The organism is Pseudoalteromonas sp. S3431 (assembly GCF_000690035.1).
GTDB lineage: Bacteria > Pseudomonadota > Gammaproteobacteria > Enterobacterales > Alteromonadaceae > Pseudoalteromonas > Pseudoalteromonas fuliginea.
In genome coordinates, this window is the sequence record NZ_JJNY01000098.1 from 1 (window position 1) to 6,786 (window position 6,786).

General features: G+C 35.4%; 4 protein-coding genes. 3 read left to right on the forward strand and 1 reads right to left on the reverse strand.

The features are described 5' to 3' along the window. Nucleotides 1–153 precede the first annotated feature (153 nt). The 3 genes from DO88_RS01775 to DO88_RS01765 all read left to right on the forward strand — a co-directional run bounded on the left by DO88_RS01775 (nt 154) and on the right by DO88_RS01765 (nt 5,322). Nucleotides 154–2,550, forward strand: a complete 2,397-nt coding sequence (locus DO88_RS01775) for a PAS domain S-box protein (protein WP_033040869.1) — start codon at nt 154–156, stop codon at nt 2,548–2,550. After that, on the forward strand, nt 2,540–3,154 hold the full coding sequence (locus tag DO88_RS01770) for a response regulator transcription factor (protein ID WP_033040871.1): 615 nt from the start codon (nt 2,540–2,542) through the stop codon (nt 3,152–3,154). Before DO88_RS01775 ends, DO88_RS01770 begins: the two co-directional genes overlap by 11 nt. A gap of 485 nt (nt 3,155–3,639) precedes the next feature. Beyond that, complete coding sequence (locus tag DO88_RS01765; protein ID WP_442960147.1) at nt 3,640–5,322, forward strand: EAL domain-containing protein; 1,683 nt, start codon at nt 3,640–3,642, stop codon at nt 5,320–5,322. Here the strand turns inward: DO88_RS01765 and DO88_RS01760 are convergent. Continuing rightward, nucleotides 5,319–6,227, reverse strand: a complete 909-nt coding sequence (locus tag DO88_RS01760; RefSeq protein WP_007378606.1) for a 1-aminocyclopropane-1-carboxylate deaminase/D-cysteine desulfhydrase — start codon at nt 6,225–6,227, stop codon at nt 5,319–5,321. The genes DO88_RS01765 and DO88_RS01760 overlap by 4 nt on opposite strands. Nucleotides 6,228–6,786 lie beyond the last annotated feature (559 nt).

Consider the following 6,786-nt stretch of genomic DNA (forward strand, 5'->3'; position numbering starts at 1 on the left):
CCAAACAGACTGCTGCAAATTCAACCTTGAAAGATCAACAGACCCTAGTTACCTCTTGACGCAAGTGTAAGCGAGGAGGATTATTAAGCAAGGAAGTGCGAGATAAGCAAGTGTACTCGTTATTAATCAACTAGGCGTTAGTGTAAATTCACTATGAACTACAGCGATAAAGAAGCAAGGCTATTTTCCTCATCCCAATTAGCCATTTTATGGTATGCAATAATACTTGGTATGCTGGTTACGTGCTTAATGATTATTATAGTCTTCCATATAGATTCTCAAGAGCGAACATATATTGAACGCATAACCCAAGACACCGCTGAAGGCATTAAAACACTACTTAAAAACGATTTAGAAAAGCGAATAACATCGCTTTCAGATCAATCTAAACTATCGGTTATTTCAAGTGGTATGTCGCAAAGTGACTGGGATGCGATTAGTAAAAATTTTTATGGTACACAATATGGTTATCAAGCTATTGGCTGGATTGACAACACCTTTCATGTTCGAAAAAGAATACCAAAGCACAATAATGAAGTGACTATCGATTTTAATTTAGCGTTAAACCCACCTGCCTTATTAACAGCAATAAAAGCAAAAGATACACAGCAAAGGGCAGTCATAATGCCTTTGGCGTTTATTCATGGAGATGAAGGGATTGGAATACATATCCCAATTTTTAACGCAGGTACAAGAGGCAATAAATTAGATGGTTTTATCTCAGGTGTATTGCTGTTTAAGCCTTATATTAAGTCTGTTGTGCCTGATTTTTTACTCAACGAGTATTATTTCACACTGTTTATTGATGGGCATAAAGTGTACTCAGATCAAAGCAACCAACCCGCTATTGCATATGCCTGGAGTAAAAGCTCATCTTATTATTTGCAAGGTCATGAATGGGAAATAAACGTATCGCCCAACGATGAGTTTTTATATATTGCTCACTATAAAGTAATGAGAATTTTAATTGCACTGGGCCTTTTTATCACTTTTATAATTGTATTGGCTGCTTACACCTATTTATTTGCACGTAGTAAACTAAAAGATGAACGTTATAAAATTGAACACTTGTTAAAAAACCTTCCAGGTATGGCGTATCACTCATCTAACACTATAAACAGGCCAATGATACTTGTTAGTGATGGGTGTGAAAATTTAACTGGTTACTCTCGGGCTGAGTTTAAAAAAAATAGAATGCTGTGGAGAAAAATAATACATGAGGATGATTTTAAACGGGTAGAGAAGTCACTTAACGAAGCTTTTAAAGTAAACAGCCCCTTTGAACTTGAATATAGGATCATCACTAAAAATAGCGATATTAAATTAGTATGGGAAAAAGGAGGCCCAGTTAGTTCTATTTTTAATGGCGAAATAATCGTTGAAGGGTTTATCAATGATATTACTTCTATTAAGGAGGCTGAGGCTGATTTAATTAGTAGTTATGCCTTCTCTGATGCGGTAGTAAATTCAGTAGTTGAAGCGGTTATTACAATTGACCAGCATGGGCTTATTCAAAGCTTTAATTTTGCTGCACAAGTTATGTTTGGTTATAGCGCTGATGAAGTGAAAAATAAAAACATAACAATACTAATGCCTACACCTTTTTGTGATCAGCACGATCAACATTTAGCTCAATACTTAAAAACAAAGCAAACGCATATTATTGGTGTAGGCCGAGAGCTTATTGCTAAACGCAGAGATGGTACGCAGTTTCCAATTCATTTATCGGTAAGTGAAATACAAAACCATGAAAATACGATGTTTGTTGGTTTAATTCGAGATATCACAAAACAACGGGCTTCTGAAGAACAAGCTCGGCTTCATACTGAACAATTAGCTCATGCCGAAAGGGTAAATGCATTAGGAGAAATGGCAGCAGGAATTGCACATGAGATAAACCAGCCTCTGACTGCAATTTCACTTTTTTCTCAGACAGCTAAAAATTTTTGTGAGAAAGGAAAGTTTGAAAAGCTCCCCTCAATATTTGAAAAACTAAGTTTGCACTCTCGTCGAGCGGGAGCCGTTATTGAGCGTATGCAGTTAATGACCAAAAAAGGGCAGCGCTCAAAAGAAGTCATCGATTGTATATTTATGATAAAAGAAGTAATAAATCTTGCTGAGTCAGAAGCACGGCTTCGCAATGTAACTATACGAATGACAGCATGTGATGAGGCTGTTGATGTATTTGTTGATCGAGTTCAAATAGAGCAGGTTATTCTTAATTTGTTGCGCAATGGTATGGAAGCTATGCAGTTAAATACTTGTGATAATGGTTCAAAAATAGAGCTTGAAATAAAACTAAATGAAGATAAAAATGTTGAAATATCAGTGACCGATACTGGGGCAGGATTGGCCCAAGAAATGAGAGAAAGATTATTTAAACCATTTTCGTCAACCAAAGAAAATGGCACAGGTATTGGCCTATCAATATCAAAAAGTATTATTGAAGAGCATGGCGGTCATATTAATTTTTGTGATAATAAACCAACAGGGGCCATTTTTATGTTTACTCTGCCAATTTATGAAAAAGGAGTCGCGAATGAGTTATAAGCAAAGCGTTTTTATAATTGATGATGATGAAGGTGTGCGTGAAGGGCTTGCAATATTATTAGACTCCATTGGAATAGATGCACAGAGTTTTAGCTCAGGGTCTGCATTTTTAGATGTATATAATGAGAATATGACCGGTTGCTTAGTGCTGGATATACGTATGCCTAAAATGAGCGGCTTGGAAGTGCAGCAAAAACTTAAAAATTTAAACTGCTCACTACCTATTATATTTATTACCGGACATGGTGATATTCCAATGGCAGTAGAGGCTATGCGTTTAGGCGCAATTGATTTTATTAGAAAGCCATTTGATGAGCAGCATTTGATTGATCGCATTAACGAAGCATTGATATTTAATGAGAGCCAACATGAGAAATTACTCGATAAACACAAAAATAAAATTAATGTAGAGTCGCTGTCAAATCGAGAGCGAGAAGTGTTTGAGCGAGTTACTGATGGGGCTATGAACAAAGTAATTGCATACGACCTTAGTATTAGTGAGCGTACCGTTGAGGTTCATCGCTCCCATGTAATGAGCAAATTGGGTGCTAAAACGTTAGCTCAATTGGTGCGCAGTAAGATCATGTATGAGCAATTAAACTAATTACCAGTCTATTTTGATCTAAGGATCTAATTTTTTTGAGGCCTTAATGTGTGGCCGCTGAGTAACTTGTTGTCTGGATAATAAATCTATCTCAAGCAGCTTTTTCAGTGCTACTAGGTTGTATTTACTTGCAATAGACGCCTATTGTTAGCGTGTAACTTCGTCTTATTTTTACGGAGAATCTCTGGCTAACGAAAAATAAATTTAAATACATTATGGTTCAATGTATTAGTAAATTATTTAGTCACGATTCAGGTTAAATATACTGTTTGCCTGGCGGGATTATTGATCAATGCTCTATTTAGTAGATCTATAGAGAGTCAGTGGAATGATAATTATTGCTTTAGATCGCTTAAATTCATAATTCCTCGTTTATACAGAGCTTTTTTAAAATTAGTAATGAACATTTAAACTTGCTTTATTGACTTGTGCTAATGGGGATCTTGAACAACACTTTAGTTATTAATTTAACGAGTGGGCAAGCTATGCAAAAGGAAAGGTTCTGGATTTTTAATCAATTTAAAGTCATCTATTTTGCCCTGCTTGCATTAATAATTTTGGGTTTTAATTTTATTTTGAATGATGCATTACATGAAAAAATACATCACTCAGGCCAGCTATTAGTTAAACAAGTTTTTGAACTTGAAATAGCCCCTTCTTCAAATAATAAGATACTTGCAGCCCTCGTAAAAAATGAAGGGTTTATGCTTAAGCCGAATTCATCTCTTACGCACTTTGGTCATATTATAAAGTTAGAGCGAGAGGTCTATAACTATAAAACGCTGAGCTTAAATCTATACCACCCTCCTGTATGGATAATAGAAAGCTATTTATTTATATTGCTTAACTTGGTTATGTTTGGAGCTGCTAGCTGGTTTTATCGTTGGTGGAACACGTTACATGTCAACAATATTTCACGTTCGAAAAACTTACTCGCCAGCACAACTCCATCAGTTAAAGAGCACAATACACAGGTTGTTAAAGTATTAAAAAATTTCGAATTAAGCTCGCTGTACACAACAGCACCTGTATGTCACAGCTTGTTTGTACTGGTTCAATGTAATTGCCATTTTGATAACAATATTGATAAAGAAGCCAGCTTTGAAGTGTTAATGGTGAAAAACTTTTCTGAATTGAGTGGTGTTTCAGTAAGGTTATTAAATTGCGGTAACTTAGCGATTACATTATCAGAGGTTCCTTTTTCAGAACTTGAACGATATGTACAACACTTACATAAAAGTATTTTTTTAGCATGCAGAAACTATCAAAAAAATATCACCAGAAAAGACATTAAAGTCGGTGCATGTGATTATCGGCTTAGAGCCGATCAAACAACTGTTTATCAGCTTGCAAAAGCTGCGTTAGTTTTATCCCAACGTAGCTTGTTAAAGCATTGTCATCGATTACCTCTAAATCAAAGCCAAACACGAGTACTTTCTAGTAAACAAGTTATCGATAATATTAAAAAGCATAAATTTATACTTTTTTTTCAGCCTCTATTCGAACTCTCAAGTGGCGATATTTTACAACATGAAGTATTGCTTAGAGTTAGGCACAGTAAGCATGGTTTGATTGCTGCTCGCTATTTTATCGATCAAACGTATAGCCGCCAAGATACTTTAATATTAGATAAAGGTGTTTTAATTCAAGTTAAAAAATTACTATTAGCAGAGCCTTCGCAATTAACCGTAAGTGTTAATTTATGTTCTGACAGCTGGATAAACAAAAAGTTTTGGAGCTGGTTTAGCGTTCAAATTAATGATTTTAAACTAAGTAGTAAGTTACAATTTGAAATAAGTGAAGTCGAGTTTTTTAATCATCATGAGGCTTTAAAGGACGTATTTATAATAATGAAAAAAGGAGGCTCTCGAATTATGATCGATAATGTAAAGTGTAGTGAAAATTTAATGAAGTTAGCTGACCACCAAGAGGTGTGTGGGTTAAAGTTATCGTATGAGTTAGTGCATCTAGTGGATGAAAAAACACAAAACCAAAATCAAATAAAAACAATTATAAGTATAAGTAATACATTAAACTTACCTGTGTTTGCGGTGGGTGTTGAAACACAAAAAGAGCTATTAATGCTAACAAAATTAGGGGTAGCAGGGGCTCAAGGGTTTTATTTTTCAGAGCTGTTAGAGGAACTCACTCAGGCGGTATTTCATTAAATCAGACCTCTATACCTTAACCCGTTTAAACCTTGCATTCCTCCTGTATGTATCGCCATAATTTTACTACCTGTAGGGAAAAAATCTTTTTCAATTAATTGCCAAAGTGCATACATCATTTTACCACTATAAATTGGCTCCAAAGGAAGTTGATGTTCATCACTCATTTTTTGACAGAACTGCCATAGTTCGGGTGTGAACTTACCATACCCTCCATCGTGAAAATCGGTGAGTAGTTGCCAATTATTTTGCTTATCGGCTTTATTACTTAATTTACATACCTCTTTTTTTAAGTAATCTGCTTGTTTTAATACAGCAATCCCTATTATTTGGGTGGTTTCTTCACTGCCTTCAATTAGACCCGCTAATGTACCGCCACTGCCTGTAGGACAAATTAGGTAGTCATGCTTTGGAAGGCTTTTTGCTAACTCAGCACAGCCCAATAGAGCAAAGGAGTTAGTACCACCTTCAGGAAGTATATAGGCACTAGGAAAGCGAGCTTGAAGTGACTTTAAGTAGTCATCATCGTTTCGTCGTCGGTATTCAATACGATTAACAACGTGCAGCTTCATTCCGCATTGCTTTGCAAATTCAAGTGTGGGGTTATTACTGTCGAGCTCAGGGCCTCGTATAATTGCGTGCGTAGTTAAACCAAACTCTTTTCCGGCAGCAGCACAAGCATGAATATGATTTGAAAAGGCGCCTCCGAAAGTCAGTAATTCAGTTTTTCCAAGTTTCTGCATATTGGCTAGATTATATTTTAATTTACGCCATTTATTACCACTTATTAATGGGTGTATTAAGTCATCTCGTTGAATACTCACAGAGATATTTTTGTTTTTTAGAAGCTGAGAGTCTATTTTTTGAATATAATTATTTTCTTTTATTTTTAATTGCTTAGACATTTTATCTTCTGTTTTTATTTAGTGCATTGATAATAAATATATGATTAATCCGCAGCCTACTTAGGGTTAATCTATTATTTTAGAGTGCTACATTGTATTTTTAAAGGTGCACCATAGGCAAGTTATCTACACATGTAGCGTATCAATACATGGATGTAGAAGTATCTTAGTTTATGCTTGGGCAACTAAGCATTAAAAGCCTTATCGTGATTTTTATAAAGGTATATGAACGTTGGATAATAGATTTAAATATCATCATAGCTCTATGTTTTAAGGTCCAAGGTCTATTTTCCTTTCGGGATTGAATTTTCAGCAGCAGGTTTGGTTTTTAGGCAAGGCAGAGTCTATGTGTGTGGTTATAGCAACCTGCTTATATAGGGTTTATTTAACGATAATAAAATAGCGCATAAAATTATGTGGTAACGCAGCATAAATGCCAACTGCGTTGTCCTTTGGGATCGTCCTTGGGGCAATTTATTTTTTATTTATTCTTACATGGATGTAAATCAGTAGAGTAACGCAGAAGCAGTTACTTAGCCCACTAGGTTACAAACCTCGC

What these genes read in the sequence shown, in the direction of transcription:
- DO88_RS01775 (WP_033040869.1), top strand. Translation starts at nt 154, where the DNA reads ATGAACTACAGCGATAAAGAAGCAAGGCTATTTTCCTCATCCCAATTA.
- DO88_RS01770 (WP_033040871.1), top strand. Translation starts at nt 2,540, where the DNA reads ATGAGTTATAAGCAAAGCGTTTTTATAATTGATGATGATGAAGGTGTG.
- DO88_RS01765 (WP_442960147.1), top strand. Translation starts at nt 3,640, where the DNA reads ATGCAAAAGGAAAGGTTCTGGATTTTTAATCAATTTAAAGTCATCTAT.
- DO88_RS01760 (WP_007378606.1), bottom strand. Translation starts at nt 6,227, where the DNA reads ATGTCTAAGCAATTAAAAATAAAAGAAAATAATTATATTCAAAAAATA.